The 26,135-nt window shown below is 71.9% G+C and carries 21 protein-coding genes and 1 pseudogene; 4 read left to right on the top strand and 18 right to left on the bottom strand.

What is annotated here, in order from left to right; genetic code table 11:
* The first annotated feature begins 51 nt into the window (after positions 1-51).
* Positions 52-1,339, top strand: a pseudogene (locus tag ACH427_RS08355) (DUF692 domain-containing protein).
* Positions 1,340-1,343: 4 nt separating this feature from the next.
* On the top strand, positions 1,344-2,189 hold the full coding sequence (locus tag ACH427_RS08350) for a TIGR04222 domain-containing membrane protein (protein ID WP_398868632.1): 846 nt from the start codon (positions 1,344-1,346) through the stop codon (positions 2,187-2,189).
* Here the strand turns inward: ACH427_RS08350 and ACH427_RS08345 are convergent.
* Positions 2,154-2,741 (bottom strand): carboxymuconolactone decarboxylase family protein, encoded by a 588-nt coding sequence (locus ACH427_RS08345; RefSeq protein ID WP_398868631.1) that lies wholly within the window; start codon positions 2,739-2,741, stop codon positions 2,154-2,156. The two genes, ACH427_RS08350 and ACH427_RS08345, sit on opposite strands and share 36 nt — an antisense overlap.
* A gap of 626 nt (positions 2,742-3,367) precedes the next feature.
* Here ACH427_RS08345 and ACH427_RS08340 point away from each other — a divergent pair.
* Positions 3,368-4,075 carry a DUF4232 domain-containing protein gene (locus ACH427_RS08340; RefSeq protein ID WP_398868630.1) on the top strand — a complete coding sequence of 236 codons (708 nt, stop codon included), beginning with the start codon at positions 3,368-3,370 and terminating at the stop codon, positions 4,073-4,075.
* A 372-nt stretch (positions 4,076-4,447) separates the two neighbouring features.
* Here ACH427_RS08340 and ACH427_RS08335 read toward each other — a convergent pair whose 3' ends face one another.
* From ACH427_RS08335 to ACH427_RS08255, 17 genes are all read right to left on the bottom strand, one after another.
* A complete protein-coding gene (locus tag ACH427_RS08335) occupies positions 4,448-5,854 on the bottom strand; it encodes an aspartate aminotransferase family protein (protein ID WP_398868629.1) in 1,407 nt (468 codons plus the stop codon).
* Positions 5,851-7,770 carry a 1-deoxy-D-xylulose-5-phosphate synthase gene (dxs, locus tag ACH427_RS08330; RefSeq protein ID WP_398868628.1) on the bottom strand — a complete coding sequence of 640 codons (1,920 nt, stop codon included), beginning with the start codon at positions 7,768-7,770 and terminating at the stop codon, positions 5,851-5,853. Before dxs ends, ACH427_RS08335 begins: the two co-directional genes overlap by 4 nt.
* Positions 7,771-7,850: 80 nt before the next feature.
* Positions 7,851-9,017, bottom strand: coding sequence for a flavodoxin-dependent (E)-4-hydroxy-3-methylbut-2-enyl-diphosphate synthase (gene ispG / locus ACH427_RS08325; protein ID WP_398868627.1), 1,167 nt, complete (start codon positions 9,015-9,017; stop codon positions 7,851-7,853).
* A gap of 5 nt (positions 9,018-9,022) precedes the next feature.
* Complete coding sequence (gene hpnH / locus ACH427_RS08320; RefSeq protein WP_398868626.1) at positions 9,023-10,045, bottom strand: adenosyl-hopene transferase HpnH; 1,023 nt, start codon at positions 10,043-10,045, stop codon at positions 9,023-9,025.
* A 5-nt stretch (positions 10,046-10,050) separates the two neighbouring features.
* Complete coding sequence (locus ACH427_RS08315) at positions 10,051-10,701, bottom strand: 1-hydroxy-2-methyl-2-butenyl 4-diphosphate reductase (RefSeq protein WP_398868625.1); 651 nt, start codon at positions 10,699-10,701, stop codon at positions 10,051-10,053.
* On the bottom strand, positions 10,701-12,704 hold the full coding sequence (shc, locus tag ACH427_RS08310; RefSeq protein ID WP_398868624.1) for a squalene--hopene cyclase: 2,004 nt from the start codon (positions 12,702-12,704) through the stop codon (positions 10,701-10,703). Before shc ends, ACH427_RS08315 begins: the two co-directional genes overlap by 1 nt.
* Positions 12,705-12,818: 114 nt before the next feature.
* Entirely contained in the window at positions 12,819-13,883 is a 1,065-nt protein-coding gene (locus tag ACH427_RS08305) for a polyprenyl synthetase family protein (protein ID WP_398868623.1), read from the bottom strand.
* Between the two features lie 71 nt (positions 13,884-13,954).
* Positions 13,955-15,415 carry a hydroxysqualene dehydroxylase HpnE gene (gene hpnE / locus ACH427_RS08300; RefSeq protein WP_398868622.1) on the bottom strand — a complete coding sequence of 487 codons (1,461 nt, stop codon included), beginning with the start codon at positions 15,413-15,415 and terminating at the stop codon, positions 13,955-13,957.
* Between the two features lie 82 nt (positions 15,416-15,497).
* Positions 15,498-16,448: a presqualene diphosphate synthase HpnD gene (gene hpnD / locus ACH427_RS08295; protein WP_398868621.1), complete on the bottom strand. Its 951-nt coding sequence runs from the start codon at positions 16,446-16,448 to the stop codon at positions 15,498-15,500.
* On the bottom strand, positions 16,445-17,311 hold the full coding sequence (hpnC, locus tag ACH427_RS08290) for a squalene synthase HpnC (RefSeq protein WP_398868898.1): 867 nt from the start codon (positions 17,309-17,311) through the stop codon (positions 16,445-16,447). The genes hpnD and hpnC overlap by 4 nt, the downstream gene beginning before the upstream one ends.
* A gap of 445 nt (positions 17,312-17,756) precedes the next feature.
* Positions 17,757-18,524, bottom strand: coding sequence for an ABC transporter ATP-binding protein (locus ACH427_RS08285; protein WP_361527211.1), 768 nt, complete (start codon positions 18,522-18,524; stop codon positions 17,757-17,759).
* Between the two features lie 25 nt (positions 18,525-18,549).
* Entirely contained in the window at positions 18,550-19,494 is a 945-nt protein-coding gene (locus ACH427_RS08280) for an ABC transporter permease (RefSeq protein ID WP_398868620.1), read from the bottom strand.
* 78 nt (positions 19,495-19,572) lie between these two features.
* Positions 19,573-20,469, bottom strand: coding sequence for a glycosyltransferase family 2 protein (locus ACH427_RS08275; RefSeq protein WP_398868619.1), 897 nt, complete (start codon positions 20,467-20,469; stop codon positions 19,573-19,575).
* Positions 20,466-21,251: a CDP-alcohol phosphatidyltransferase family protein gene (locus tag ACH427_RS08270; RefSeq protein WP_398868618.1), complete on the bottom strand. Its 786-nt coding sequence runs from the start codon at positions 21,249-21,251 to the stop codon at positions 20,466-20,468. Before ACH427_RS08270 ends, ACH427_RS08275 begins: the two co-directional genes overlap by 4 nt.
* Positions 21,229-22,290, bottom strand: a complete 1,062-nt coding sequence (locus ACH427_RS08265) for an iron-containing alcohol dehydrogenase family protein (RefSeq protein WP_398868617.1) — start codon at positions 22,288-22,290, stop codon at positions 21,229-21,231. Before ACH427_RS08265 ends, ACH427_RS08270 begins: the two co-directional genes overlap by 23 nt.
* The gene (locus tag ACH427_RS08260) at positions 22,278-23,015 is read right to left on the bottom strand and encodes a phosphocholine cytidylyltransferase family protein (RefSeq protein WP_356289084.1); all 738 of its coding nucleotides are present in this window, start codon (positions 23,013-23,015) and stop codon (positions 22,278-22,280) included. Before ACH427_RS08260 ends, ACH427_RS08265 begins: the two co-directional genes overlap by 13 nt.
* Entirely contained in the window at positions 23,012-24,820 is a 1,809-nt protein-coding gene (locus tag ACH427_RS08255; RefSeq protein ID WP_398868897.1) for a DUF5941 domain-containing protein, read from the bottom strand. The genes ACH427_RS08260 and ACH427_RS08255 overlap by 4 nt, the downstream gene beginning before the upstream one ends.
* A gap of 290 nt (positions 24,821-25,110) precedes the next feature.
* Between ACH427_RS08255 and galE the strand changes: the two genes are divergently transcribed.
* Positions 25,111-26,094 carry a UDP-glucose 4-epimerase GalE gene (gene galE / locus ACH427_RS08250; RefSeq protein ID WP_398868616.1) on the top strand — a complete coding sequence of 328 codons (984 nt, stop codon included), beginning with the start codon at positions 25,111-25,113 and terminating at the stop codon, positions 26,092-26,094.
* The last annotated feature ends 41 nt before the right edge of the window (positions 26,095-26,135 follow it).

Here is a 26,135-nt window from a genome sequence, read left to right as displayed (position 1 = left end):
TCAGCCCTTTACGCGGCCATTTCGGACGCGCGGGGACACGGGGGTGGGCCCATGCGCAATCTCGGCACGGGCATCGGCTGGCGGCCCGAGCTCGCCGACACCCTCGCCCGGCTCCCCCCTCCCGACTGGGTGGAGGTCGTCGCGGAGAACATCGACCCCGCCCACCTCCCCGGCCCCGTAAGGCGGTTGCGCGCCCATGGCGTCCCCGTCGTCCCGCACGGCGTCACCCTGGGGCTCGGCGACGCGGACCGACCCGACCTCGCGCGGCTGGCCGCCCTCGCCGAGCGCGCCGAGGCGCTCGGCGCGCCGCTGGTCACCGAGCACCTCGCGACCGTGCGCGCGGGAGGCCCGCGGACCGGCACGCCCCGCATGGAGGCCGGGCACCTGCTGCCCGTGCCGCGCACGCGCGACGCGCTCGACGTCATCTGCGCGAACATCCGCCTGGCCCGGCAATTCCTGCCCGTACCCCTTGCGTTGGAGAATGTCGCCGCCTGTCTGCGCTGGCCCGACGAGGAGTTCACGGAGGGTCAGTTCCTCGCCGAGGTGGCCGAGCGCACCGGGGTCGGGCTGGTCGTCGACGTGGCCAACCTCCACACCAACCACGTCAACCTGGGCCAGGACCCCGCCGAGACGCTGGACGCCCTCCCTCTGGAGGCCGTCGCGTACGTCCATGTCGCCGGGGGCGTGGAGGCGGACGGCATCTGGTACGACACGCACGCCCACCCCGTGCCCCCGCCGGTGCTGCGCCTGCTCGCCGAGCTGTGCGCCCGCGGGCAGCCGCCCGGCGTCCTGCTGGAGCGCGACGGCCGCTTCCCGGGCCCGGACGAGCTCGCGGCGGAACTCGCGGCCGTACGCGCCGTGGTGACCCCGGGCACCGGCCGTGTCTGACCCCGGCCTGGAGCAGGCCCGCGCCCGCCTCGCCCGGGACCAGGCCGCCCTGCTGGCCGCGCTCGTCGCGGGCGGCCCGCCGCCACGGGGCTTCGACCGGGCGCGGCTCGACGTGCAGCGCCGGATCCTGCTCGCCAAGCGGGCGGCCACCGTGGCCGGGGTCGCGCCCGGACTCCCCGCCGCCCTGGGCGAGGAGTTCCGCGGCCTCTTCCTCGCCTACGCCCGTACCCGGCCCCTCACCGGCGGATACCACGACGACGCCACGGCCTTCGCCGACCACCTCCTGGCCGCCGGCCTCCCCCGCGACCCCGGGCGCCGCCGTCGCCTGGCCGACTGGCGTGCGACGCCGCGGCCGCCGCGGGCCCGTTTCGCCGCGGCCGTACGGGCCCTCCGGCCGCGTGCCGCGCCCCGTCCCGCCCGCCCGGCACCGCGTTCCGCGAAAGGCACGTGACAGCATGATCACCGCATGGGCAATCGCACTCGCCGTCGCGACGGCCACCGTCGCGCTCCCCTCGGCCCTGCTGCTCCGGTCACGCCGCCGGGCGATCGCGCCGACACGCACCGGGAGCGGCACGCCGGGCCTGCTGGAGGTGGCGTGCCTGACGGGCGGCCCGCTGCGGGTCGCGGACACGGTCATCACCGTGATGGCCGACGACGGGCGGATCACGGTGACCACCGACGGCATGCTCGAGGTGCTCAGCCCCGTCACGTACGACCCGGTCGAGCGCGCCCTGCTCAAGTGCTGCGGTGACCGCTGGTCCTGCACCATACGCGGCGCTCGGATGGCACTGCTGGGCGCACCGGCCGTGCGGGACATCCAGTCGGCGCTGATGACCGGGGGTCTGCTCGCGCCCTCCGGGCCCGGCCCGGCCGGCCGCCGGGCCGGGCGACTGCACACGGCGGGCCTGACCGCCGCCACCCTCATGGCATCGGCGCTGCTCCTCGCCACGCGCACGTATCCGGTGCCGTTCTCCCTCCTCGCGTGCGTGGCCTGCGGTGTCGCGCTGCGCCTGGCGATCCGCGTCCGCTGGTCGAGGGCGACCCCGGCGGGCCGCCGCGCGGCGCGGGCCGCGCACCCGACGGGCCCCGCCGGCCGGGTCGCCCTCGAAGGCCCCTCGGCCCTCCCGGACGGCGTCCTGCGCGACCAGCTGTTCCGGGCGGCGAAGCCCGAGCGGACGGACAAGTCCCTTGGGGCGGGCAGCGGTTTCGGGCCGATGTGCTCCTTCCCGACGTGCTCGTCCCACGGCCACGTGTGCGGGTCGCACTCAGGGTGCGGTGGGGGGTGTGGGGGCGGTCCCTGAGCCGGCGGCGCGGACCTCACACCTGTCCTTGAAACCCTGGCTCGTCAGGCCGAGTGCCGCGTTCGTGCGGGAACGGAGGTTCTCCACCGCGACCATCGACGTCAGCTCGACCAGCGCGGCGTCGTCGAGATGCCTGCGCAGCCTCTCCACCAGCTCGTCCGTGACGGTCGGCGGAGTCGCGGACATCGCCTCGGCGTACGCCATGACGTCCCGCTCCAGCGGGGTGTAGACCTCGCTCTCCCGCCAGCGCGGCACGTCGCGCAGCTTCTCGGGCGCCATGCCGTGCCGGTGGTGCTCCCAGTAGCCGAAGTCCATGCACCACGAGCACCCGATGGACGTGGCCGAAGCCATCACCGCGAGCGCCTTGAGCCCCGGGTCGGCCCTCTTCCACCGGCCCGCCGCCAACTCGAGCCCACTGATGGCGAGCACGACGCGCCCGTTGTGCGCGTAGGCCATCACCGGGTCGAGAACCTTGCCGTAACTGCGCTCGCAGTACCACCGGATCAGCCGGACGAGTGGGGTGCGCCGGGGAGCGAGGGAAATGCGGGCCATGACAGACCTCCGCGTCGTGTCGGTCGCTGCTGCCCGTACGACGGAGAGCGCGGGGGGATCCGTGACATGCCCGGGTGGGCTTTGCCTGGAGCGCGGCATCCGAGCCGACGAACTGGCGCGTCACACCTGGCAGCGAGGGGGATCACCGCAATCCGAAGGCGAGCCGTGGATCGCGTACACACGTGGACCGCCGACGTGGACACCGGCCCAGCCGGTGAGACCGCGGAGCCCGGCCGGGGTGCGGCCCGCCGGCAACCGGAAGGCACGGTTGAGGTCTTCCGAGCGGGGATCGCCCGGCCAAAGGTCGGCAGCCGATTCCCCTGCGGGTGCGGGCGGGACGGGTTGAGGAGAGCATGCCACCGCCGTGGTCAAGATCCGCCGGGTCACGGGTCTGTCCCAGCGGGCGGCCGCCGCGGACAGGTGCGAAACGGTGGCGGGAACCGCGTCCCGGCTGGCCGGCGGCGTGTGGTGGTGCGCGTGGCCGGGTCGTGCGTGTAACGGACATGTATGAGGGGACCGTTGGTGGAACGTTCGCCGGGCCGGGTGACTCCTGGTCATCAGAAACGCTCGCTCGTACCAACTCGTAGCGAGCGGCCGACACCCCCACCGATGCCGAGGAAGAAACGATGCGCGTTCACAAGCTCACCTTCGCCGCCCTGGCCGTTGCCGCCGGTCTCTCGCTCACGGCCTGTCAGAGCGACGGCGGTGGCACGGGAAAGAGCGACCCGTCGTCCGCTTCCTCCGCGGCCTCCTCGGGCGGCGGATCGGGCTCGAACGGTGCGAACGCGGGCGGTCCGAACTCGGGCGGTCCGGATCAGGGCGGCGGGAAGGACCCCGCCGGAAAGGGGTCCGGTGGGAAGAGCTCCGGCGGACAGGGCACGGCCGCCGGGACCGGCGCCAAGGAGAGCGGCAAGCTCGCCAAGTGCCGCACCGACGAGCTGGAGATCACGGCGAAGGACAGCACCATCGGCGGCGATCCCGACGGCACCGTCACGGTGCGGCTGAAGAACCGGAGCGGCCACAGCTGCGCGATATCCGGGTACGCGGGCGTCGACCTGAAGACCAACTCGGGGACGCTGTCCGCCAAGCGCACCGGTGAGCAGGCCCCCGCGACCGTTCTCAAGAACGGGCAGTCGACGTTCTTCGGCATCGACTACCCGGTCAACAAGTCGGGCGGCTCCGGCGTCCGCGTCACGGGGCTGCTGGTGACCCCGCCGAACGAGACGAAGACGGTCACCCTCCCCTGGCCGGGCGGCGCCACGCTGCCCGTCACGGACAACCCCGGCTCCCCGGTGAAGGTCGGCCCGATCGGAAGCGCCGGCCAGGGCGGCTGATCAGCACGCCCTACGGGGATGCCTCATGCGATCCGCCGGACACGCCTCGGCCCCTCAGAGGTGAGACCGCGTACGCCGACAGCCGGCGCCCCTGTCAGGAGGGGAAATACCGCGGATCCACGCGGTGCAGCCGATCCGAGCCTTCACCTGTCCACCTCTTGCCGCACGATTCCTGTACGGCCCAGCGGATCACGCGGCTCAAGCGTCAGCCACTCCGGCGAGCCACCGAAGGGCGGGCAGGGCAGCCCCCACGAACACGCGCCGGCTGCCCTCCGTCTGCCAGGGCGCACCGCCGCACGAGATGTCTGCTTCTCCGCCCCGGGAGAAGCAGACACAACATCGGACATCGGACGAGGACGCCCCGCCCACCGCCTACCGGTTCGCCACCGCCTGCTTGACCAGCGTGCGGCCGAAGTCCCACATCAGCCCGCCGCCCGCGTGCGCGTCGTCCATGACGGCGGTGAACGCGTTCACGAAGCGGTCCACCTCGGGCTCGCCGATGATCAGTGGCGGGATGAGCTTGATGACCTCCAGGTGGTCGCCGGAGACCTGGGTGAGGATGCGGTGCTTCTGGAGCAGGGGCACCACGACCATCTGCGCGAACAGGCCCTTGCGGGCCGCCTGGAGCATCGCCCAGCGGCTGCGCAGGCCCAGTGACTTGGGCTTGCCGAACTCGATGCCGATCATCAGGCCGCGGCCGCGCACGTCGTGCAGCAGCTCGTACTTGTCGACCAGCGCCGCCAGCCGCGTCCGCAGCAGGTCGCCCGTGTGCCGGGCGTTGGCCACGACCTCGGCGTCCTCCATGACGGACAGCACGGCCAGACCCGCGGCCATGGCCTGGGCGTTGGAGCCGAAACTGGCCGAGTGGACCAGCACCCGGTCCATGGAGGAGTAGACCTTCTTGAAGATCCAGTCCTTGCCGAGGGTCGCGCCGACGGGCACGTAACCGCCGGACAGCGCCTTGGCGACGCACACCAGGTCCGGCTCGACGCCGTCCTCGTGCTGGTAGGCGTAGAAGTCGCCGGTGCGGCCGATGCCGGTCTGCACCTCGTCGGCGATGAGCAGGGCCTTGTGCCGGCGCAGCAGTTCCTGCGCCTGGCGGAGGAAGCCGGGCGGTGGTTCGTGGACACCCTTGCCCTGGATGGGTTCGACGACGAAGGCGGCCACGTCACCGCGGCGCAGCTCTCTCTCCAGGGCGTCGAGGTCGCCGAGCGGGATCGCGGTGTCGGGCAGCAACGGGGCGAAGCCGTCGCGGAAGCCGTCCTCGCCGTTGACGGACAGCGAGCCCGTCGTCAGGCCGTGGAAGGCATGCGCGCAGTAGAGGATCCGTGGCCGCCCGGCGGCGTAGCGGGCGAACTTCAGCGCGGTCTCGACGGCTTCGGTGCCGCTGTTGCCGAAGAACACCCGGTCCAGGTGCGGGGTGTACGACAGCAGCTTCTCGGCGAGGAGGCCGGGCAGCGGCTGGCAGTCGAAGCGGGTGAGGTCGGCGAGCGAGGCGTCGAGGACGTCGTGCAGGGCCTTGCGGACCACGGGGTGGTGGCGGCCGACGCCCATCACCCCGAAGCCGGCGAGCATGTCGAGGTAGTCCTGCCCGTCGGCGTCCCAGAAGTAGGCCCCTTCGGCCCGTTCGTAGACCTTGTCGAAGCCGATGGTGTGCAGCATGCGGGGCAGCTGGTGGTTGAGGTGGCGGGCGTGCAGCTCGTAGCGCTCGCCGCCGCGCTCGGCGAGGAGCCGGGTGAGGTCGAATCCCTTCGCGCCGTCGGTGCCGTCGGGTGTCATGCGTCGTTCTCCTTACGGGCCGGGTCCGCCGCCGCGGCCTCCTTACGGGCCAGGGCGGCGCTGATCCGGCCGGCGATCTCGGCGGGGGTGAGGCCCAGGTCGGCCAGGACCTCGCCGCGCTTGGCGTGGGGCAGGAACTGCTCGGGGATACCGAAGGTGCGCACGGGGACGTCGATCTCGGCGTCGCGCAGAGCCTGGGCGACGGCCCAGCCGACGCCGCCGGTGCGGCTGTTGTCCTCCACGACGGCGACGATCCTGTGCCGTTCGGCGAAGGCGGGCAGGGCCGCGTCGACGGGCTTGACCCAGCGCGGGTCGACGACGGTGCAGGGGGTGCCGCGGGCGGCGAGCAGGTCGGCCGCCTGGAGGCAGACCTGGGCCATGGTGCCGACGGCGACGAGCAGCACCTCCGGCTCGGCGGTGCCGGAGCGGGCGATCACATCCATGCCGCCGACCCGGTCGAGCGCCGGGACGGCCTCGCCCACGGTCTCCTTGGGGTAGCGCACGACGGTCGGGGCGTCGCTGACGTCCAGGGCCTCGCGCAGCTGGGCGCGCAGCTGGTCGGCGTCGCGGGGGGCGGCGATCCGCAGGCCGGGCACGACCTGGAGGATCGACATGTCCCACATGCCGTTGTGCGAGGCGCCGTCGGTGCCGGTGACCCCGGCCCGGTCCAGCACGAAGGTGACACCGCACTTGTGCAGCGCCACATCCATCAGCACCTGGTCGAAGGCCCGGTTGAGGAACGTCGCGTACACCGCGAAGACCGGGTGCAGCCCGCCCGTCGCCAGACCGGCCGCCGACGTCGCCGCGTGCTGCTCCGCGATCCCGACGTCCCACACGCGGTCCGGGTACGCCTGGGCGAACCGGGTCAGGCCCACGGGGTGGAGCATCGCGGCGGTGATCGCGACCACGTCGGGCCGCTCGGCGCCGATCCTCAGCATCTCGTCGCCGAAGACCGAGGTCCAGGACCGGCCCGCGGAGGCGACCAGGGGCTCGCCGGTGAGCGAGTTCATCACGCCGACGGTGTGGAAGCGGTCCGCCTCGTCCTCCAGGGCGGGCTGGTAGCCGCGGCCCTTCTCGGTGCGGCAGTGGACGAGGACGGGGCCGTGGAAGCGCTTGGCCCGGCGCAGTGCCGATTCGACGGCCTCGATGTCGTGCCCGTCGATCGGCCCGAGGTACTTCAGCCCGAGGTCCTCGAACATGCCCTGCGGGGCGAAGGCGTCCTTGAAGCCCTTCTTCGCGCCGTGCAGCGATTCGTAGAGCGGCTTGCCCACGACGGGCAGCCCCTGGACGGCGTCCTTGCCCCAGGACAGGAAGCGTTCGTAGCCGTCGGTGGTGCGGAGGGTGGCGAGGTGGTCGGCGAGGCCGCCGATGGTGGGCGCGTAGCTGCGTTCGTTGTCGTTGACGACGATGATCAGCGGCCTGTCGCGGGCGGCGGCTATGTTGTTGAGGGCCTCCCACGCCATACCGCCGGTCAGCGCGCCGTCACCGATGACGGCGACGACGTGGCGGTTCCAGCGGCCGAGCACCTGGTTGGCCTTGGCGAGGCCGTCGGCCCAGCCGAGCACGGTGGAGGCGTGGCTGTTCTCGATGACGTCGTGCTCGGACTCCTCGCGCGAGGGATAGCCGGAGAGCCCTCCCTTGCCGCGCAGCTTCGAGAAGTCCTGGCGGCCGGTGAGCAGCTTGTGCACGTACGACTGGTGGCCGGTGTCCCACAGGATGCGGTCGGCCGGGGAGTCGAAGGCGCGGTGCAGTGCGATGGAGAGCTCCACCACGCCGAGGTTGGGTCCGAGGTGTCCTCCGGTCCTGGCCACGGCGTGCACCAGGAAGTGGCGGATCTCCCCGGCCAGTTCGGTCAGGTCTTCGCCGTCCAGCGCCTTCAGGTCACGCGGACCGCGGATGTTCTCCAGCAACGACACGCGAGCCCCCTCCTCTTCTCTCGGCCTGGGCCGGGCTTGCCGCCTCGGCCCCTGTTTCCCCCGCGGTACGCCTCCGGCGGTCAGCCGACGGTGACGTCGGGTACACCGGAGGCGACGCCCGCCGCCGCCATGTCCGCGGCGATCCTCATCGCCTCGTCGATCAGCGTCTCCACGATCTTCGACTCGGGAACGGTCCTGACGACCTCGCCCTTGACGAAGATCTGGCCCTTGCCGTTGCCGGAGGCCACGCCCAGGTCCGCCTCGCGCGCCTCGCCCGGGCCGTTGACCACGCAGCCCATGACGGCGACCCGCAGCGGCACCTCCATGCCCTCCAGGCCGGCGGTCACCTCGTCCGCCAGCTTGTACACGTCCACCTGCGCCCGGCCGCAGGAGGGACACGAGACGATCTCCAGGCGGCGCTCCCGCAGCCCGAGCGACTCCAGGATCTGCGTGCCGACCTTGATCTCCTCGGCGGGCGGGGCCGACAGGGAGACCCTGATCGTGTCCCCGATCCCCTCCGAGAGCAACGCCCCGAAGGCCACGGCCGACTTGATGGTGCCCTGGAACGCCGGGCCCGCCTCCGTCACGCCGAGGTGGAGGGGGTAGTCGCACTGGGCGGCCAGCTGCCGGTAGGCATTGATCATGACGACCGGGTCGTTGTGCTTGACCGAGATCTTGATGTCGCGGAAGCCGTGCTCCTCGAAGAGGGACGCCTCCCACAGCGCGGACTCCACCAGCGCCTCGGGCGTGGCCTTGCCGTACTTCTCCAGCAGCCGCCGGTCCAGGGAACCGGCGTTGACGCCGATCCGGATCGGGGTGCCCGCGTCGGAGGCCGCCTTGGCGATCTCACGCACCTTGTCGTCGAACTGGCGGATGTTGCCCGGGTTCACCCGCACCGCCGCACAGCCCGCGTCGATCGCGGCGAAGACGTACTTCGGCTGGAAGTGGATGTCCGCGATGACCGGGATCTGTGACTTCTTCGCGATCACCGGCAGCGCCTCGGCGTCGTCCTGCGAGGGACACGCCACCCGCACGATCTGACAGCCCGCCGCCGTGAGCTCCGCGATCTGCTGGAGCGTGGCGCCGACGTCGGCCGTCACGGTCGTGGTCATCGACTGCACCGACACCGGTGCTCCCCCGCCGACCGCGACCGGCCCGACCTGGATGCGCCGCGAGGTGCGGCGCTTCGCGAGCGGCCGGGCCGGAACGCCGGGGAGCCCCAGAGAGACCGGCTCCGAGGATCCCATGGCGATCAGCTCCGGTTTCCGGCGACGCTCTCGCGGACCGCGCGCAGCGACTCCTTCAGCGACCCCATGGTGGCGAGGACCGCCGTGGGCTCATAGCCGCAGTGCGCCATGCAGTTGTCGCAGCGGGGGTCCTTGCCGCGTCCGTACTTGTCCCAGTCGGTCTCCTCGATCAGCTCCCGGTACGTCGGCACATAGCCGTCGCTCATCAGATAGCAGGGGCGCTGCCAGCCGAAGAGGGAGTAGTTGGGAATCGCCCAGGCGGTGCACTGGAAATCGACCTTGCCCTCCAGGAAATCCAGGAAGAGCGGGCTGTGGTTGAGCCGCCAGCGGGCGCGGTTACCGCCGGAGAACGCCTTCTTGAAGAGCTCGCGGGTCTGCTCGACACCCAGGAAGTGGTCCTGGTCGGGAGCCTTCTCGTAGGCGTAGGCGGGCGAGAGCATCATCTCGTCGACCTGGAGCTCGTCGTTGAGGAAGTCGAGCACGTCGACGATGGTCTGCGGGGTGTCGGTGTTGAAGAAAGTGGAGTTGGTGGTCACCCGGAAGCCACGCCGCTTGGCCTCCTTGATCGCCTCCACCGCCTCGTCGAAGACGCCTTCCTTCGCAACGGATTCGTCGTGCCGCTCGCGCAGCCCGTCGATGTGCACCGCGAACGCGAAGTAGGGGGAGGGGGTGAATTTGTCCATCTTCTTGCGCATCAACAACGCGTTGGTGCACAGGAAGACATATTTGCGCTTGGCGACGAGCTGCCGGACGATTTCATCGATCTGCGGGTGCATCAAGGGCTCGCCACCGGCGATGGACACCATCGGCGCGCCGGATTCCAGCACGGCGCCCACCGCCTGGGCGACGGGCATGCGCTGCTTGAGCACGCCGGCCGGGTGCTGGATCTTGCCGCAGCCCTCGCACTTCAAGTTGCACGCGAAGAGCGGTTCGAGTTCCACGATCAGGGGGAACTTCGCGCGCTTGCGGAGCTTCTGTTCAAAAAGGTAGGTACCCACCCGGATGGACTGACGGAGCGGCATGGCCATCTGGCTCACCTCCTGGGGAGCAGTAAAGATCGGTGCCATTCGATAAATGCGGGAAGGACGGTGCGGAGCACCCGGAAGGCTGATATTCCACCCCGCAACGTCCCGATTCGTACGAGTTCATGTTCTGGAGCGTCCACGACCACCCGGACGGCCGCAACGGGGCGCGGGCCCATCCGTACGGCGCTCCGGAGCGTGGCGGCGGACTCCATGTCCACCGCGATCGCGCCCGCGGCGTGCAGCGCCGAGCGTTCCGCGCCCCGTACGACGTGGTCCGAGCCCACGAGCGGGCCAGTGTGGATGACGCGCTTGGGCACCGCCCGGGCGAGCTCCTTGGCGAGCAGCTCGACGCCGGAGCACTCGGTGCGGCCCTCGCGGTCGTGTGTCTCGTCGGCGACGACCAGATCCCCGGGGTGCATCCCGGGGGCCAGGCCGGCGCAGAATCCGGTGGCGATCACGGCCGCGTCCCGCATGGCCGTGCCGTCACCGAGCGCTCGCGTGACGGCCTGGTCCGCGGCGTGCGGGCCCATGCCGGTGCGCAGCACGGTCACGGGTCCGGCCGCACCGCCGAGGCCGCCGCCGCGCAGGGCGAGGCGCTCGATGCCGAGCGCGCAGGCGATCAGCAGCGGTGCGGACGCAGGACCCGTGCCCGTGGTCATCACGCCTCCCGGCGGTTCGCGGTGAAGGGCTCCCCGTGCACATAGCGGCCGAGCGCCGTGACGGGGAACACCTGCCGGTAGAGGTGATAGTTGATGGAGAAGTCCCAGGGGAACCCGGTACCGGTGAAGTACGGCTCGTCCCAGGTGCCGTCCTCGGTCTGGGTCTCCACGAGATACGCGACACCGCGCTCGACGGCCTTGCTCTCCCGCTCCCCCGCCGACAGCAGGGCCATCAGCGCCCACGCCGTCTGCGAGGGGGTGGAGGCGCCGCGCCCGATCCACTCGGGGTCGCGGTAGGAGCGCAGGTCCTCGCCCCAGCCGCCGTCGGCGTTCTGCACGCTCTCCAGCCAGCGCACCGCCCGGCGGACGGCCGGGTGGGAGGCGGGGATGCCCGCGGCGGCCAGGGCGGGCAGCACCGAGCCGGTGCCGTAGACGTAGTTGACGCCCCAGCGGCCGAACCAGGCGCCGTTCTCCTCCTGTTCGGCGAGCAGCCACTCGATGCCGCGCCGGGTGCGCGGGTGGTGCTGCTGCCCGAGGACCGCCAGCATCTCCACCACATGCGCCGTGACATCCGCGGACGGCGGGTCGACGACCTCGCCGAAGTCGCAGAACGGCAGCCGGTTGGGGAAGGGGCTGGTGTTGTCGGCGTCGAAGGCGCCCCAGGCGCCGTTCCTCGACTGCATCCCGAGGTTCCAGCGGGCCGCGCGCCGGATCGCGGCCTCGACCCGTACGGGGTCGGGGTGCGCGATGCGCTTGAGCGCGAGGACCACCTCGGCGGTGTCGTCGATGTCGGGGTAGTTGTCGTTGTGGAACTCGAACGCCCAGCCGCCCGGGGTGAGTTCGGGCCGTCGCACGACCCAGTCCCCGGGCCGGTGGATCTGCTCGTCCAGCATCCAGTCCGCGGCCTTGACGAGCGCCGGGTGGTCGGCCGGCACCCCGGCGTCGGCCAGCGCGATGGCGGCGAGGCAGGTGTCCCAGACGGGCGACTGACAAGCCTCGATCATCCGCGAGCCGTCCTCCCGCCAGACGGCGAAACGGTCCAGCGACTCCAGCCCGGCGCGGAGCACGGGGTGGTCGAGGTCGTAGCCGAGGAGGTGGAGGGCGATGACGGAGTAGACCGCGGGTGGCTGGATGCCGCCCCAGCAGCCGTCGTTCTCCTGCCGCTCGATGATCCACCGGGCGGCCGCGTCGAGCGCCTTGCGGCGCACTCTGCGGAGCGGGAACTTCCGGTACTGGTGGAGCGCCTTGTCCAGGCGCTGGAAGACACCGTCCCAGCTGGCGACGGGCGCCAGTGGGCGCGGCGGGTTGGGCCGCGCGGGGTCGGTGTGCAGCTCGTCGAGGGCGAATGGCGCCGGCCGTACGGGGCGCTTCGCCGAGACGACGGTCAGTGGCACGATGGTCTGCCGGGCCCAGCAGCCGAAGTCGTAGATGTTGAGCGGGACCCACTTCGGCAGATACATGATCTCGGGCGGCAGTTCGGGGAGGTCGTCCCACTTCCACCAGCCGAAGAGCGCGAGCCAGATCCGGGTGAAGACGCGGGTGGCCGCGATGCCGCCCTGGGCGCGGATCCACTCGGCGGCGGCGGCCATGTGCGGGGCGTCGGGGGTGTCCCCGGCGAGCCGCAGGGCGACATACGCCTCGACGGTGGCGGAGAGCTCTCCCGGTCCGCCGTGGAAGGTGGCCCAGGTGCCGTCCGGCCGCTGCTCGGACCGGATGAAGAGGGCCGCCGCCCGCGTGGTCTTCTCGTCCTGGATCCCCAGGAACTGACGGAGCAGCAGGTCTTCGGCGTCCATGGTGACGTTGGTCGCCAGGTCGCCCTTCCACCACCCCTCGGCGTCCTGACGGGCCAGGAGGTGTTCCACGGCCCGGGCCGTGGCCCGCTCGGCGGCCGTCGTGACGGTGGCCCCGTCGGCCGGGAGCGGCGGTGATGCTGTGGTGCTGTCATTGGCCGCGGCTGCGCGGGGCGCGAGGGCCCCGGTGCTTCCGTCGGTCGTCGCTGTCATGGTTTCCCCTTTTGCAGTGATCTTTCTTCTCTGCCGTGCTGGGGGCTCCGTCGGCCGACGCTCCATCAAGGCGCCGGCCGGCGACTGCGATCTGTCAGATCGGGTGAATGGTGATCATCTCTTTCGTACGACGACGAAGTCGGCGAGCGCGGTGAGCTGCGCGCGGACCTCGGTGGGCATGTCGACTCCGTTGAGCGCCTCGATAGCGGTGGCGTGCTGGCGGCGGGCTTCCTGGGAGGTCCACTCCCGGCCGCCCGCCTCCTCGATCAACGCCGCGCGGCTGGCGAATTCTTCCTCGTCGAAGTCGGCGGACTGGGCGTCGCTGAGCTTGGCGTCAGCGGCGAGGATGTCGGCGAGCCGGGCCGAGGCCGGGCCGCCCGCCGCGAGCGCGGCGACGACCGGGAGCGACTTCTTGCGCTGACGCAGGTCGCTCCAGGTCTGCTTGCCGGTGGCCTCCGGGTCGCCCCAGATGCCGAGCAGGTCGTCCACGGCCTGGAAGGCGAGGCCGAGGTGGTAGCCGTACGCCTCCAGGGTGTCGGCCGTGCGGTCGTCGGCGCCACCGAGGACCGCGCCGATGGAGACGGCGCAGGCGAGCAGGGCGCCCGTCTTGTTGCCCTCCATCTCCAGGCACTCCTCGACGGTGACCCGCTCGCGGTGCTCGTAGGAGATGTCCTGGGCCTGACCGTCGATCAGCTTGCGGGTGGCGGTGGTCAGGCGCCGGGTGGCGCGCCCAGCCTCGACGGTGCCGAGCTCCAGCAGCACCTCGTTCGCGAGCGCGAACAGTGCGTCACCGACCAGGATGGCCTGCTCGGGGCCGTACACCTTCCATACGGTGTCGCGGTGCCTGCGCTGCTCGTCGCCGTCCATCAGGTCGTCGTGGAGCAGCGAGAAGTTGTGCACGAGCTCCACGGCGACGGCGCCGGGGATGCCCACCTCGGGGCGGGCGCCGGCGGCCTCGGCCGAGAGCAGGGCGAGAGCGGGGCGTACGGCCTTGCCGCCGTCGCCGTGCGCCGGCCGGCCCTGGGCGTCGATCCAGCCGAAGTGATAGGCGGCGACGGTGTCCATGGGCGGTGCGAGCCGGTTCACGGCAGCACGCAGCACCGGCGTGGCAAGCGTCCGTCCGCGCTCCAGCAGGGCGTTGACGCCTGCGGTGTCGACAGCTGGGATCGCCGAAGTCACGGTCTCTCCTCTGGTGGTCGTGCTCGTACGCGCCCCTTCGCGGGGCGGCACGCCTGGGTGGCTCGCCTCGTTCATGCCGCCTCCCACAAGGGGTTCCGGCGGGAGAGACCGAGCTCGGAGAGTGCCGCGCCGGCGGCGCTGACACCGCTGCGCACAGCACCCTCCATGGTCGCGGGCCAGCCGGTGGCGGTCCACGCACCGGCCAGGTAGAGGCCGGGCGCGTTCGTGGGGGCGTGCGGCCGCAGCCGGCCGACGCCCGGGGTGGGGGCGAACGTCGCTGTCCGCTCCCGGGTCACGAAGAAGTCCCGTACGCCGGCGCCGCGTGCCGCGGGCAGCAGGCGCTCCAGCTCGGGAAGATAGCGCTCGCGGAGCTCGGCGACGGGCCGGTCGATGTCGTCGTGCGCGGCCGACTGCGAGATGGCCAGGTACTGGCCGCCGTCGGCGCGGTCGCCGAGTCCGGAGGAGTCCGTGCGGTCGAAGACCCACTGCACCGGCGAGCCCAGCGCCGTGAAGAACGGCTGGCGCAGGACTTTGCGGTCGTATACGACGTGGAGGTTGAGGATCGGCGCGGTGCCGATGTCCAGCAGCCGGTCGGGGTCGTCGAGCGCGCCCGCGGGCAGCAGGCCGTGGGCCTCGCGCTGGGGCACGGCGAGCACGACGGTGGCGGCGGCGAGCCGCTCGGCGCCGCCCGGTCCGGCCTCGATGCCGACGTGCCAGCCGCCGTCCTCGGCCCGGGTGATCGCGGTGGCGCGGGTGCGCAGCTCGGTGCGCACGCCGGCCTTGTCGAGGGCGGTGCGGGCGCGGACGTCGTGCAGCTCGCCGAGCGGGACGCGGGCCCAGCCGATGTCGGCGGCGCCCGGCTCGGACAGCAGCCCGGTCTTGAAGACCTTGGCGGCCAGGCCCAGCGAGGACCGGTCGGCGGTGGCGTTGAGCGTGGCGACGCCGACGAGGTCCCACAGGGCCTCGATGGCGCGGTCCGACTGGCCGTGGCGGTGCAGCCAGCTCGCGAAGTCCTCGCCGTCCAGGGCGGGGTCGTCGAGGTCGAGGCCGCCGAGGGCCAGCGCGGCGCGCCCGACCTTGGCCCGCTCGGCGAGCGAGAGGTGCGGGTAGGTGGCGAGGCTCGCGGCGAGGTGCAGGGGCACGGGCAGCTGCGCGCGGCGCAGCCGGCCGAGGCGCGGCCGCCCGGAGGAGTGGCCGACGTCGAGCACGGGGACGTCCAGTCGCTGTTGCAGCGGGGCGAGTCCGGCGGCGTCGACGCGGTCGAGGAACCACCGGTAGGCGGTGCAGCAGCGAAGATAGACGTGCTGTCCGTTGTCGATCGTCAGTTCACCACGACGGAAGGAGAAGGCGAGCCCGCCCAGCCGCGGGCGGCCCTCGACGAGGGTGACCCGCAGTCCGGCGTCGGCGAGTTCGAGCGCGGCGGTGACACCGGCGAGGCCGCCGCCGATGACCACCGCGGCCGCGCCTACCGGGCGGCCTTCCTCGTCCGAGCGCCGCTGCCCGGACCTCGTCGTCGTCCGTGGAGCCGTCATGCGCCCACCCCCTCGGCTGCTGTGAGTGACGTGTGCGATCGCCGGAGGGTTGCACACTGCCCACCGGTAGGAGTAGGGGGCATCAAGTGCGCCCCCCGGCGGTCCGCCGGTCGACGCTCCGGGCGTCGAGGCCGGACAGGCCGCGCACGGCGACATATGCCTTCTCGCGTCCGGGGAGCGAGACCCGGCCGCGCAGCACCGCCTCGGGGTCCTGGGCGATGCGGTCCAGGAGCCTGCGGTAGATGCCCGACATGGCGGCGACACAGGCGCCGCTGCGGCGGTCGAGCATGGGCAGCAGCTTGGTGCCCTCGGCGAACAGCGCGCGAGCGCGCCGCACTTCGAAGTGCACCAGCCCGGTGAAGTCGGACCCGGCGGGCGGCCGCACGGAGTGGAAGCCCGCGGAGCAGCCGAACTTGGCGAGGTCGTCGGAGGGCAGATAGGTGCGGCCGTTGGCCGCGTCCTCGCGGACGTCGCGCAGGATGTTGGTCAGCTGAAGCGCGAGCCCGAGCGTGTCGGCGTACTCCGCGGCGCGCGCGGCATCCCGTGCGCCTGGCACGGTGCCGAACACCCCGAGCGAGAGCCGTCCGATGGCACCCGCGACACAGCGGCAGTACGCCGCGAGGTCGTCCCAGGTCTCATAGGTCTCCCCGCGCACGTCCATCTGCACACCGTCGATGAGCTCGTCGAGCCCGCCGAGCGGGATCGGGAAGCGGCGCGCGGCATGGGTGAGCGCGACGGCCACCGGGTCGGTGTCGTCCTCCTCGACCTTGCCCTCCCTGATGCGGGCGAGCAGCGCCCGGGTCTCCTCGAGCCGGTGCCGCTTCGATTCCGCGTCCAGTGGGCCGTCGCCGATGTCGTCGACCCGCCGCGAGAAGGCGTACAGCGCGGACATGGCGCGCCGCTTGGCGGTCGGCAGAAGCCTGATGCCGTAGCTGAAGTTACCGGCCTGCTGGCCGGTGACTGCCTCGCAGTAGCTGTACGCGGCGAGTACCGGCGCGGACGCGTCTGGCGATCCGTTCACGGTCCCGCTCACCCCTCTCTTCGCAGTGTCGCTCCCACCTCGCGCAGCAGGCTGAGCTTGGTGGGCTTGGGCGGTCCCGGCAGTACGTCGTATCCCGCGGCGGAAACCGCTTTGAGCGCGGCCCTCCCCCCGCCCACGAACCCCGCGAGCAACAGCTTCAACCTGCCGTGGACGCTACCCACCAGGGGGGTGCCTTCATTCAGCAGTTCCCCGGCGCGTTCCGCCTCGTACGCGACCAGGCTGCGCAACGACGCGCCGCTGGTGGGACGGGCGAGGTCGGCCTCGCCGACGCGGAACCGTTTCATGTCCTCGGCCGGGAGATAGACGCGGTCGCGCCCGAGGTCCTCGGCGACGTCCTGCAGGTGTTCGACGATCTGCAGAGCTGTGCAGACCGCGTCCGAGCGGCGGATCCGCTCGGGGCTCGCTGTGCCGGTGATGCCCAGGACCAGGCGGCCGACAGGATTGGCGGACAGCTCGCAATAGGCGAGCAGATCCTGGTAGGTGGCATAGCGGCGGACGCGCTGGTCCTGCCGGTTCGCCTCGACCAGGCCCAGGAAGGGCTCCGGGGTCAGGCCGCACCGGTGGACGGTCGGCCGCAGGCGGAGCAGCAGGGGGTGGCGCGGTCCGGTGCCGGAGCGGTCGAAGACCCGGCGCAGGTCGGCCTCGAAGGCGTCGAGCATGGCGAGACGGTCGCCGGTCTGCTCACGGTGGAGGCCGAGCAGTTCGGCGTCGCGGCCGCCGGGGGCGAGATCGCCGTCACCGATGTCGTCCACGAGTCTGGCGAAACCGTAGACGGCCATGAGATCGTCCCGCCAAGCGCGTGGCACGAAGAAGGGCGCCACGGGGAAGTTCTCGTGCGCGGCCTTGTCGAGCACGGCGCGCTCGTGCGCGTCCGTCCCCGCCGTCACCGCGGGCTGCCCGGACCGGGGACGGCGGACACGCCTCGGAGCTGGAGAGTTCCCGTAGCCATTGCCGTCACATCTCCCGTTCTACACTGCCGACCCAGAACATCCCATTTCGGACACGCCGCAGGACAGACCTCCCCCTGGTCCCCCCTTGACACCTCCCGCCGACCAGCCGCGGAGCCAGCTCAGCGGATGGAGATACACCGGTATCGCCCCGCTTCTCCGCAAATCAGCACGGTACAGCGTACGCCGTACAGGTGTCCGACGCGCGCCCGGGTAGGTGCTTGATCCATACAATGCCACGCGGGGAACGAATCAACCCTGTCAATAAGTGAGTTGATCGTTACGGAAAGGTCAAGGCCCCCGCCGGACGCGTCACAGCGGGGGCCTCGGGGGCGCTGCCGGTCTCACCGGACTAGCGGGCCGTCTCCTTCTCGTAGGCCCGTACGACTTCCTCCGTGGGGCCGTCCATGAGCAGCTGGCCGTGTTCGAGCCAGAGCACGCGGTCGCAGGTGTCGCGGATGGACCGGTTGTTGTGGCTCACGAGGAAGACCGTGCCGGCGCCCTTGCGCAGCTCCCGGACGCGGGCCTCGGAGCGCTTCTGGAACGACCGGTCGCCGGTGGCCAGCGCCTCGTCGATCATCAGCACGTCGTGGTCCTTGGCCGCCGCGATGGAGAACCGCAGGCGGGCCGCCATGCCGGAGGAGTAGGTGCGCATGGGCAGGGTGATGAAGTCGCCCTTCTCGTTGATGCCCGAGAAGTCGACGATCTCCTGGTAGCGCTCGCGGATCTGCTCCCGGCTCATGCCCATCGCCAGACCGCCGAGCATCACGTTCTTCTCGCCGGTGAGGTCGTTCATCATGGCCGCGTTGACGCCCAGCAGCGAGGGCTGGCCGTCGGTGTAGACCTTGCCGCGCTCGGTGGGCAGCAGCCCGGCGATCGCCTTCAGGAGGGTCGACTTGCCGGAGCCGTTGGAACCGATGAGGCCGATCGCCTCGCCGCGGTAGGCGGTGAAGCTCACACCCTTGACGGCGTGCACCTCGCGCACGCCCGCGTTGGGCTTGCGGCGGACGAGCCGGTTGAGGGCCGCGGTGGCGCTGCCCCGGCCCGTGTTGCCGCCGTAGACGCGGTAGACGATGTGCACGTCGTCCGCGATCACGGTCGGCACCTGGGAGGTCGACATGGGCGCCTTCGCGACGCTGTGCTGCTCAGCCACGGCCGTACTGCTCCTCAGCCTTCCAGAAGAACACGAAGCCTCCGAGGCCGATCAGCAGCGACCAGCCGACCGCCAGCGCCCACACGTGCGGCGGCAGGTCGATGTGCTTGTGCGCGGCGTGGCCGCTGATCAGGGAGGAACGCATCAGGTTGATGAAGACGGCCGCCGGGTTCGCGCTCAGCACGTCGATGAGCCAGCCCGGGGAGTGCTGCTTCTTCAGCGCCTCGACCAGGTTGTACATCACGCCGGACGCGTACATCCAGGTGCGCAGGATGAACGGCAGCAGCTGTGCCAGGTCGGGGGTCTTGCTGCCCGCGCGGGCCAGGATCATCGCCAGGCCGGTGTTGAAGACGAACTGCAGCGCCAGCACCGGGACGATCAGCAGCCAGGACAGCTGCGGGGTGTGCCCGAACCCGAGCAGGAAGAGGAAGAGCACCACCATCGAGAACATCAGCTGCTGGAGCTGCTGCAGCGCGAAGGAGATCGGCAGTGCCGCCCGGGGGAAGTGCAGGGCCCGCACCAGCCCCAGATTGCCGGAGATCGACCGGACGCCCGACATCGCCGAGCTCTGGGTGAAGGTGAAGACGAAGATGCCCGTCACCAGGAACGGGATGTACGTCTTGATGCCCATGCCCTTGCTCTGGCCCATCAGCAGGCCGAAGATCAGGAAGTACACCGTGGCGTTCAGCAGCGGGGTCGCCACCTGCCACACCTGGCCCAGCTTGGCCTGGCTGTACTGAGCGGTCAGCTTGGCGCGGGAGAAGGCGATGATGAAGTGCCGTCGGTCCCACAGCTGCCGCGCGTACTCCACCAGCCCGGGCCGGGCACCGCTCACCGCCAGGCCGTACTTCTGGGCCAGCTCGGCGGCGGAGAGTCCGTCGTCGGGTGCCGGCGGGGCACTCATGGCGACCGCACTGTCGTGCGTTGTCTCGCTCACAGTTGACACTTTCGTCCTCAAGGTGCGCTCCCGGGGCCGGGCCCCGGTTCACGCCTGATGCTCATCGACAAGAGCTTGTCAGATCACGGGAGGGCGACCCAGTCGGGTCAGGCGCCACACGGTACGCCACTTCATGGGACGGCGTGGGCCGCACGGCGTCGACCAGCCCTCCCGGAAGCCGCCGAACCAGGCGCGCAGCGCGGGCAGCGAGGGCCGCCGCGCCAGGGTCAGCAGCAGCCACACCCCCACATAGACCGGGACAAGGGGGGCGGGCAGATTGCGCCGCGCCAGCCAGACGCGGTTGCGGGCGACCATCCGGTGGTAGACCGCGTGCCGGCTCGGGGCCGTCGTCGGGTGGTGCAGCACCATGTCCGCGCGGTAGTCGATCATCCAGCCCGCGTCGAGGGCGCGCCAGGCGAGGTCGGTCTCCTCGTGCGCGTAGAAGAAGTCGTCGGGCAGCCCGCCGACCTCGGCGAAGACCCGGGTACGGGCGGCGTTGGCGCCCCCGAGGAAGGTCGTCACCCGCGAGGACCTCAAGGGGTCCGAGGCGCGCAGCCGGGGTACGTGGCGGCGCTGGGTGACCCCGGTGTCGGGGTCGGCGATGCGGAAGCTGATGATGCCCAGCCGCGGGTCGTCCGTGAACGCCCGCCGGCACAGCTCCGCCGTGTCCTGGCCCGGCAGCAGTCCGTCGTCGTCCAGGAAGAGCAGCACGTCGACGTCGCGCCCGGCGGGGCCGAACGCCTCGATGCCGACGTTCCGGCCGGCCGGGATGCCGACGTTCTCGGACAGCTCGACCGTCCGCACCGTGAGTCCGGGCACGGCGAGCGGGGGCAGCGGGGAGCCGTTGCCGACGACGACGACCTCGATCGGATCGCCGTCCTGCTTGGCCACGGACTCCAGCAGCGCGCGCAGCTCGGCGGGGCGGTTCCCCATGGTGAGGACGACCGCGCCGACCTTCAGTGAGGGGGCACTCATTTGAGCCTGCTCGAAGCGAGGATGGACACGAGGTGCAGCACAGTCTGCAGGACGGCGACGGCCGCGAGCAGGACGACCGCGATCCTGGTGAACAACAGGTCGTGATGGAAGAAGTCCGCGATGCCGGCCACCAGGATCACCAGCGACGCCTCGACGCCGCCGATGAGCCGGTGGAACTTCAGCGCGGCCGCGGCCTTGCGGGCCAGCGCCATGCCGGACGAACGGGGCGTGGCCGCGGAGTCCTCCACGGCCGCCATACCGCTGCGGGCGCGGGCCACGTCGACCAGGTCGGTCTCGGCCTTGATCAGGATCGCGCCGAGCGCGGCGACCGTGCCGAGGAACGCCCACTGCCACTGGGTGGCGGCGCCGTCCTTGTGGAAGACGTCCGCCGCGCGGATGCCGAAACCCACCAGAAGAGCGGCCTCGGAGAGGTAGTGCCCCACCCGGTCGAGGTAGACACCGGTCGTCGAGGTGACCTTGCGCCAGCGCGCGAGCTCGCCGTCGACGCAGTCCAGCAGCAGATACAGCTGGATGAGCAGCATGCCCAGGATCGCGCCGGTGAGGCCCGGCACCAGCAGGGCCGCGCCCGCCGCCACGCCGGCGAGGATCATCAGGCCGGTGTACTGATTGGGTGTGAGCCTGCTGTTCAGCAGCACCCGGGTGCAGCGCAGCGAGACCTCGCGCATGTACAGGCGCCCGGCCCAGTGCTCACCGCTGCGCCGGTCCTTGAGGCCGCCGGGGTGTACGACCGGACGGAGTTCAGCTAGTGACGGTTTTGGCATAGTCGGCGTAAGCGTCCCTGATCTGGTCGGTGGAGAGGGCGAGGTGCTCCAGGATCGTGTAGCGCCCGGGGCGGGTCTGCGGGGCGAACTCCACGGCCCGCACGAACTCCTCGGTGCTGAAACCGATCTCCTGCGGCAGCACCGGCAGCCCGTGGCGGCGCAGCACCTCGACCATCAGCGCGGACTCCGCGCGGGCTCCGCGCAGATACATCGCGAAGGCGGCGCCGAGGCCGCACTGCTCGCCGTGGCTGGCGGCCCGCTTGGGGTAGAGCAGGTCGAAGGCGTGGTTGATCTCGTGGCAGGCGCCCGAGGCGGGGCGGCTGTCGCCGGCCACCGACATCGAGATGCCGGTGAGGACCAGGCCCTCGGCCAGCACCTGGAGGAAGCTGTCGTCGCCGACGCCGCCGGGGTGGCGCAGCACGGCCTCGCCGGCCTGCCGGGCCATGGCGGCGGCCAGGCCGTCGATCGGCTCGCCCGTCTCGCGGTGGGAGAGCTCCCAGTCCGCGACGGAGGAGATGTTGGAGACCGCGTCGCCGATGCCGGACCGGACGAACCGGGCCGGGGCCTCGCGGATGACGTCGAGGTCGATGACCACGGCGATGGGGTTGGGCACCCCGTAGGAGCCGCGGCCCGCGTCGTTGTCGAGGGTGGCGACCGGCGAGCAGAGGCCGTCGTGCGACAGGTTGGTCGCGACGGCCACCAGCGGCAGGCCGACCCGCGCGGCGGCGTACTTCGCGCAGTCGATGATCTTGCCGCCGCCGAGGCCCACGACCGCGTCGTAGTGCCCCTTCTTCATGGCGTCGCCCAGCTTGATCGCGTCGTCCAGCGTGCCGCCGCCGACCTCGTACCAGGTGGCGCCGGGCAGCGCCGGGGCGAGCCGCTCGCGCAGCACCGCCCCGGAGCCGCCGCTGATGGCGATGGCCAGCTTGCCGGAGCTGGAGATCCGCTGGTCGGCGAGGACGCCGGCCAGGTCGTCCAGCGCTCCGGCGCGGATGTCCACGACGACCGGCGAGGGGATGAGCCTCGTCAGTACTGGCACGCGATCCCCCGGCCCTTGGCGAGGTCGTCGTGGTTGTCGATCTCGACCCACTTGACGTCGCCGATGGGCGCCACGTCGACCTTGAAGCCGCGGTTGACGAGCTCCTGGTAGCCGTCCTCGTAGTAGAGGTCGGGGTCGCGCTCGAAGGTGACCTTGAGGGCGTCGGCCAGGTCGGCGGCGGCCTCGCCCTCGATCAGGGTGACACCGATGTACTCGCCGGTCGCCTCGGCCGGGTCCATCAGCTTGGTGATCCGCTGGACGCCCTTGTCGGGGTCCACGACGACCTTCATCTCCTCGTCGGCCAGCTGCTTGACCGTGTCGAGGGCGAGGATGATCTTCTGGCCGTTGCCGCGGGCGGCGAGCAGGGTCTTCTCGACGGAGACCGGGTGCACGGTGTCACCGTTGGCGAGGATCACGCCGTCCTTGAGGGCGTCGCGGCCGCACCACAGGGAGTAGGCGTTGTTCCACTCCTCGGCCTTGTCGTTGTCGATCAGGGTGAGGCTCAGGCCGTACTTGGCCTCCAGGGCCTCCTTGCGCGCGTACACGGCCTCTTTGCGGTAGCCCACGATGATCGCGACCTCGGTCAGACCGATCTCGGCGAAGTTCGCCAGGGTGAGGTCGAGGATGGTCGTATCGCCGTCCACCGGCACCAGGGCCTTGGGCAGAGTGTCGGTGTAGGGACGCAGACGCCGTCCGGCGCCGGCGGCCAGCACGAGGCCGATCATGCGGGTTCTCCTGATTCGTCGTGTACTGCGGGCGCCCCGGAGGACACCCAGAAGCGGATGCTCTCGATGAGCACCGTGAGCGCGATGGCGGTCGCGAGGACCGTCAGCGCGATCGTGAAACCTTGGTCGTGCCACAGGGCGGCGGCGATCGAGACCGCCAGGATCCGTCCCTCGTGCCCGCCGATCGCCCGCACCAGCCAGTGCGGGGGCGCCCCGGTGCCACCGCGGATGCGGTACACCGTGTCGTAGTGATGGTAGGCGACCGCGGCCACCAGGCCGAAAGCCGCGGGCAGGGCCCCGGGGGCGCCGGAGGTGGCGGCGAGGGCGAGGATCATGCCGTACTCGGCGGCCCGGAAGACCGGCGGTACGAGCCAGTCGAGCGGGCCCTTGAGCGGGTGCGCGACGGCCACTCCGGCGAGGATCGCGTAGACGACGGCCTGCGGCACGGCCCGCCAGGTGCCCACCGAGTGCGCGACCAGCGGCCAGACGAAGAGCGCGGCGGTCCCGAGCAGCGCCCAGTAGGGGGCGCTGTAGGTGCCGGCCGCCATCGTCCGGCCGAGCGTGCGGCTCGCGAGCTGTGCGAGGGGCCCGGAGTCGGCGAGGTCGGCGAGCGCCCGGGCGGCGCGGTCGGTGCGGCGGGCCTTCCTGGTCAGGGAGCGCAGCACGCGGCCCGCGGTGGTGTAGCAGGCGGCCAGCGCGCAGCCGATGAGCAGCGCGCAGAAGACGACGCGGGGCGTGGTGAGGGCGGTGAGGACCGCGATCATCGCCCAGCGCTCGCCGATGGGCAGCACGATCATGCGGCGGGCCCAGACCGTCCAGCCGACGCTGTCGAGCCGGTCGGAGAGGGCGGCGGTGGGGCTGGTGTTGGCCGCGGCGTCGTGGTTGGCCTCGTTGAAGGAGAAGTCGACGACGTGGCGGCAGGTCTGGAGGACCATCGCGCCCAGCGCGAGCGCCCAGACGTCGTCGGTGCCGCCGCCGCGGGCCGCGCCGACGGCGAGGCCCGCGTAATAGGCGTATTCCTTGGCGCGGTCGAAGGTCGCGTCGAGCCAGGCGCCGAGCGTGGAGTACCGCAGGGAGTAGCGGGCCAGCTGGCCGTCCGTGCAGTCCAGGACGAAGGAGAAGAGGAGCAGCACGCCCGCGGCGACGAAGCCGGGCCGGGTGCCGGTGGCCGCGCAGCCCGCCGCGATCAGGGCGGTGAGCAGCGAGGCCGTGGTGACCTGGTTGGGGGTCAGGCCGCGGCGGGCGCACCAGCGCGCGAGGTAGCGGGAGTACGGGCTGATGAAGAAGGTGGTGAAGAAGCCGTCGCGGGACTTCACGGCGGAGCGCAGCCGTACGGCCTCGTCGTCGACGGACCGGACGTCGGCCTCGGCCTTGGCCCGTATGTCGGCGTCGGCCGGCACGGTGGCGACCAGGACGCCGAGGTCGGGGCGGTGCAGGGCGACGCCCTCGGCCTCCAGCCGGTGGGCGAGGGCGTCGGGCAGGGCGGCCTCGGGGCCGTCGTCCGGCAGGGCCGCTCCGGTGGCCGCGCGCGTCAGGGCGGCGCGGGCCTCGGGCCGCGCGGTGAGCGCGCCCTCGACCGCGGCGGCGGGGAAGCGGGGGTCGGTGAGCGCCAGGCGCAGGGCGTGGACGTGGCCCACGAAGCGGGCGTCGACGACCGCGACCCGCTCGTCGGCGGGGACGGCGGCGAGCTCGGTGGTGACGGCGGCGGCGTCAGCGGCCACGCGTACGCCGAAGCCCAGGGACCGCAGGTCCTCCTCCAGGGAGGAGCCGACGGGCGGCGAACCGGTGACGATGGCGGTCGACAGACGAACTCACTCCTTGGAAGCGGATGCGGCCGCCTCGGTCCGCGGGGCGTCCGGGCAGCGGGCGTGGCACGCGCCGGCCTTGGGGGGCGGGCGGCGTGCGGGCACGTCGGCAGAGGCTATCGGATCAACGGAAGGTGCCGTTCACCGCACGTGTGCCCGGGCTTCCCCGACACTGACTGGACGCCCGGGCCGCCTGTGGGGTTCCGGGAGGCGTGCGGAAGGGGGCACCGCGGGGGCGGACAGAGGTGAAGGGAACAGGACCCTTACCCGGGCTGGATTAGGGTGCCGACATGACATGGCTGATCACAGGTGGAGCCGGGTACATCGGGGCGCACGTGGCGCGGGCGATGGTGGACGCCGGGGAGCGCGTCGCCGTGCTGGACGACCTGTCCACGGGCGTGGCCGGGCGGCTGCCCGCGGAGTGCGCGCTGGTGCGGGGCTCCGTGCTGGACCGTGAGCTCCTGGACCGCACGTTCGCCGGGCTGGAGGTCACCGGTGTGGTGCACCTGGCGGCGAAGAAGCAGGTCGGGGAGTCGGTGGAGAAGCCGCTCCTGTACTACCGGGAGAACCTGCACGGCCTGACGGTCCTGCTGGAGGCGGTGGTCGCGGCGGGCGTCGGGAGCTTTGTCTTCTCCTCCTCCGCCGCCGTCTACGGCATGCCGGACGTCGACCTCGTCACGGAGGAGACGCCGTGCCTGCCGATGAACCCCTACGGCGAGACCAAGCTCGCCGGTGAGTGGCTGGTCCGCGCCACCGGGGCCGCGCACGGGCTGTCCACCGCGTGCCTGCGCTATTTCAACGTGGCGGGCGCGGCCGTGCCGGAGCTGGCCGACACCGGGGTCTACAACATCATCCCGATGATGTTCGACCGGCTCACGCGGGGCGAGAGCCCGCGCATCTTCGGTGACGACTACGACACACCCGACGGCACCTGTGTCCGTGACTACATCCACATCGAGGACCTGGCCACCGCCCACCTGGCGGCCGCCCGGCGGCTCGCGGAGCGGCCGGGCACGGGCGACCTCACGCTGAACGTGGGCACGGGCAGTGGTGTGTCCGTACGGGAGATGGCGGACCTGATCGCCGAGGTGACCGGCCGCGCGGAGCCCGCGCCCGTCGTCGAGCCGCGCCGTCCGGGTGATCCGGCGCGTGTCGTCGCCTCGAACGAACTGATCGCGAAGGAGCTCGGCTGGAGCCCGGTGCACGGGGTGCGGAGCATGGTCGCCTCGGCCTGGGAAGGCTGGTGCCACCACCATCCGCAGGCCCGCTCCTGACCGGTCGCCGCAGGTCGGACCCATGGCCGCCACTGTAGGCA

The organism is Streptomyces sp. NPDC020379 (assembly GCF_044387105.1).
In the GTDB taxonomy this organism is placed as follows: domain Bacteria; phylum Actinomycetota; class Actinomycetes; order Streptomycetales; family Streptomycetaceae; genus Streptomyces.
This window is presented reverse-complemented; position numbering and strand designations above follow the sequence as displayed.

Coding starts and splice junctions, on each gene's coding strand:
- ACH427_RS08350 (WP_398868632.1), top strand. CDS start 1,344: ATGATCACCGCATGGGCAATCGCACTCGCCGTCGCGACGGCCACCGTC.
- hpnH (WP_398868626.1), bottom strand. CDS start 10,045: ATGGCCATGCCGCTCCGTCAGTCCATCCGGGTGGGTACCTACCTTTTT.
- ispG (WP_398868627.1), bottom strand. CDS start 9,017: ATGGGATCCTCGGAGCCGGTCTCTCTGGGGCTCCCCGGCGTTCCGGCC.
- ACH427_RS08315 (WP_398868625.1), bottom strand. CDS start 10,701: ATGACCACGGGCACGGGTCCTGCGTCCGCACCGCTGCTGATCGCCTGC.
- ACH427_RS08285 (WP_361527211.1), bottom strand. CDS start 18,524: ATGTCGACCTCCCAGGTGCCGACCGTGATCGCGGACGACGTGCACATC.
- shc (WP_398868624.1), bottom strand. CDS start 12,704: ATGACAGCGACGACCGACGGAAGCACCGGGGCCCTCGCGCCCCGCGCA.
- ACH427_RS08345 (WP_398868631.1), bottom strand. CDS start 2,741: ATGGCCCGCATTTCCCTCGCTCCCCGGCGCACCCCACTCGTCCGGCTG.
- ACH427_RS08275 (WP_398868619.1), bottom strand. CDS start 20,469: ATGAGTGCCCCCTCACTGAAGGTCGGCGCGGTCGTCCTCACCATGGGG.
- ACH427_RS08260 (WP_356289084.1), bottom strand. CDS start 23,015: ATGATCGGCCTCGTGCTGGCCGCCGGCGCCGGACGGCGTCTGCGTCCC.
- galE (WP_398868616.1), top strand. CDS start 25,111: ATGACATGGCTGATCACAGGTGGAGCCGGGTACATCGGGGCGCACGTG.
- ACH427_RS08270 (WP_398868618.1), bottom strand. CDS start 21,251: ATGCCAAAACCGTCACTAGCTGAACTCCGTCCGGTCGTACACCCCGGC.
- ACH427_RS08340 (WP_398868630.1), top strand. CDS start 3,368: ATGCGCGTTCACAAGCTCACCTTCGCCGCCCTGGCCGTTGCCGCCGGT.
- ACH427_RS08335 (WP_398868629.1), bottom strand. CDS start 5,854: ATGACACCCGACGGCACCGACGGCGCGAAGGGATTCGACCTCACCCGG.
- hpnE (WP_398868622.1), bottom strand. CDS start 15,415: ATGACGGCTCCACGGACGACGACGAGGTCCGGGCAGCGGCGCTCGGAC.